We start from the raw sequence: 2,963 nt of genomic DNA, 5'->3' as shown, positions 1-2,963 counted from the left end.
GTCAGCTACAACGGTGGTCGCGGCGGCCTCTCCGTCCGGCCCACCCCGAGCGAGTTCGCAGCCGATGCCGGGAGACCGCCACGTCCGCCTCTGCCCAGCCCAGCGTCGCGCAATGATCCGAACAGCGACGCAACAACCGCCTGCTCAGTAACCGCGGACCTTCCAACCCAGGGCCACCCGCCCGTGGCGGTCGCGACCCGACCGATTGCTGTTCAGCACCTGCAGGCGCGCCAGCTGTGATCAACCCGGGCGTCAACGGCGCCACCCGGCCCACCCCCCCGCTGGCGATGCATCCTGCACCCGTGCCTGTCGCCCGCCCCGTCGAGCGTCCCGGCGAGCGCCCCACCGACCGCGTTGGAGCACCCGCGGGCACCCCCCTCGCACCGCATGTAGGTGCCGCGCCGCAGCCAGTCACGCCCCTGCCGCAGCATGCGACGCCCCTGCCGCAGCATGTGAGCGGCATGGAGCCAGGTCACGGCCCCGTCGCCATGCCCGGCCATATGGCCGGATCAGGCGTCACGCCCGCCCCTGTCAGCGGCGTGCGCCCGGTAGCGCCCGTGACGAGTCCGCGCCCAGCCGCGCCGGTCTCTGTCACTCGTCCCGTCGGTCCTGCGACTGGCGCTCACACGACCAGCCCCGCGCCTGTCGTCCGTCCGGCCAGGCCAACCGGGGTCCAGCCGAGCAGCCCTGCACCGATTGCCCATCCAGCCCCGGTAGAGCACGCCCCCGTGCGCACGGTGCAGCCGTCGTCGCCCCAGCCGGTGACGCGCCCCGCACCCGAGCGCACACCCCCGCCGGAGCGCCTGCCCGGGCCCACGCATTCCGTGGCGCCCACACCTCAGCCGCGCGTTGCCGAACCCGCACCGCAGCCCCGCATCATTGCGCCTGCACCGCGACCGCAGCCCGAACAGCCAAGGCCACCGATCGAACAGCCCCGCCCGCAGATCCAGCCACCCCGGCCCGAACCCCGGCCGCAAATAGAAGTGCCGCGACCGCAGCCGCGGCCCCAGGTCGAGCAGCCGAGGCCCCAGATACAGCAGCCGCAGGTTCAGCAGCCGCGCATGCAGCAGCCGCAGGTTCAGCCGCCACGGCCGCAGATGGAAGCACCGCGACCGCAGCCCGCCCCGCAGTCACATGCCGAGCCCCAACACCTTCCGCACCCCTAACCCGATCGGTCAAGCAACTCCGATCGTCGAGCGCGGATGGAATCGCAGGTCGTGCCCTCAGCGGTTACGAGCCGCTCAGAACCTGACGGGCGGCCCGTATACCCGACCCGAGCGCGCCATGCACCGTGCCCCAGTGACCGGTCGTGTCCGTGTGCTCGCCGGCAAAGAACAGCGTGCGCTCAACCGGCTCTGCCATGCGTGCCGACGCATCCGCCGCGCCCACCGGCGCATAGCTGTAAGCACCGCGCGTGTACGGATCGGCGATCCAGTTGTGCATGTGCCAGGAGCGCAGCTCATCGTCGAGCGCTCCTGCCGCAAGCGAAAACGCCGACTCGAGCGCGCGCAGCGTTCTCGCCACGAGTTCGCCCGGCTCCATCGCCTGCGCTGCCTCGGCATTCGGGCCACCAAACCACGCCGTCAGCACGGGTGAGTGGCGCGGCGACTGTGTCCACCACACGCGCGGCTTCAGTTCGCGCGAGAACAGAAAGCTCAGGTTCGGGAAGCGCGTCCGCCAGAACGCTGTCTGGAAGACCAGCACCAGCCGCTGCGCCGCCCCCGCCGCCATCTGGTCCGCGGCGGACAAAATCGTCGCCGGCTCAGGCGCGAACTGGACGGCCCGCGCCTGCAGCACTCCAAGCGGCAGCGTCACCACCGCCTGCCTCGCCCGCACCTCCGGCATCGCAGCAGACTCGGTGAGGACAATCACCTCGCCCGGCCGCCACTCGATTGACTGCACCGGCGCCCGCAGCACCAGGTCGGCACCGGCCTCCGTAGCGCGCTCGCCCAGGAACAGCGGCAGCACGTCATAGCCCTCGTCCGGCCGCCACGCCCGATCGCCCTCGATCGCATCTTCGGCTGTTTGCTGGCGAGCCAGGGCGGCGATGCCGATGCGCTCCGCATCCGCACCGTTGAAACCCTCGACGTAGGCCCGCGCCTGGTCGGCCTCGTTTGCATCCGGCTGGCGACGCCGCAGGAACTCGGCGAAGCTCATGTCGCCCTCGCGCTCTGCGAACGCGGCCAACTCTTCCATCAAGCCCGTCGACTCCGGCCCGCCACACTCGCCCAGCGCTCCACGCTCGAAGCAGGCCACCTCGCCATCCACCTCTTCGAGCTTGGACTGCGCTGCTTCCACGCAGCCCCACAACTCCTTCGCGCGCCCGTGGACGAACTCCGCGCCCAGCTCCACCGGTCCATCGGCGCCCTCGATATCTTGCGTCTCGATGCGGCCACCCAGCCGCGCCCGCGCCTCGAGAACCACCACCCGCTTGCCTGCGCGCGCCAGCTCACCCGCCGCAGCAAGCCCCGCGACGCCCGCCCCAATCACCACCACATCCGTATCCCGTGCCACCCGCACCTCGTCGTCGCTCAGCTCTCTTCGCAATGGATGCAGGAACCGCAGATATCGGCATTGCAGATACCGGCACTGCTGAATCGTCGCCGCTCGCGCTCCTCTGCATGACACCATGCTGTCGAGCCTTCGATTACCAGCGCCCGCTTCCCGCAGCACACATCGTCCTGAGCAGAGCGAAAGGTTTGCGGGCCGATCGCAAAACAAAAAAGCCCCACCGTTTCCGGTGGGGCTCTCCAGTTCCCTCCACGCACGATCAGGCGTTCGCGTGTTCAATCACCTGCTCGCGCACTTCATCGTCGTGCTCGGCTTCGCGCCGCGACTTCGGCAGCGCGACGGCGAGCACATCTTCGATCGTGTTCGCGTAGTGGATCCGCACGCCATCGATCTGGTCAGGCGTCAGGTCCTCCTCCACGTTCTGCCGGTTTTCTGCCGGCAGGATCACGTCG

3 protein-coding genes and 1 pseudogene are annotated in these 2,963 nt (G+C 70.0%); 2 read left to right on the top strand and 2 right to left on the bottom strand.

The window, feature by feature from the left end; all coding sequences use genetic code 11:
* Both AC5IJH_RS18295 and AC5IJH_RS18290 read left to right on the top strand, forming a co-directional pair.
* A pseudogene (locus AC5IJH_RS18295) lies at positions 1 to 240 on the top strand (hypothetical protein); the annotation flags it as partial.
* Positions 237 to 1,166: a hypothetical protein gene (locus AC5IJH_RS18290; protein ID WP_491904260.1), complete on the top strand. Its 930-nt coding sequence runs from the start codon at positions 237 to 239 to the stop codon at positions 1,164 to 1,166. The pseudogene AC5IJH_RS18295 and the gene AC5IJH_RS18290, both read left to right, overlap by 4 nt.
* A 64-nt stretch (positions 1,167 to 1,230) precedes the next feature.
* Here the strand turns inward: AC5IJH_RS18290 and AC5IJH_RS18285 are convergent, their stop codons facing one another.
* The gene (locus AC5IJH_RS18285) at positions 1,231 to 2,631 is read right to left on the bottom strand and encodes a flavin monoamine oxidase family protein (RefSeq protein ID WP_491904259.1); all 1,401 of its coding nucleotides are present in this window, start codon (positions 2,629 to 2,631) and stop codon (positions 1,231 to 1,233) included.
* Positions 2,632 to 2,770: 139 nt separating this feature from the next.
* The coding region (locus AC5IJH_RS18280) for a hypothetical protein (RefSeq protein WP_491904258.1) at positions 2,771 to 2,963 on the bottom strand (193 nt) is incomplete at its 5' end.

Source organism: Candidatus Dedyshia acidiphila, assembly GCF_051025295.1.
Lineage (GTDB): Bacteria > Acidobacteriota > Terriglobia > Terriglobales > Acidobacteriaceae > KBS-83.
The sequence above is the reverse complement of the archived record's forward strand: the minus strand, read 5'-3'. Positions and strand labels throughout refer to the sequence as shown.

What these genes read in the sequence shown, in the direction of transcription:
- AC5IJH_RS18285 (WP_491904259.1), bottom strand. Translation starts at nt 2,631, where the DNA reads ATGGTGTCATGCAGAGGAGCGCGAGCGGCGACGATTCAGCAGTGCCGG.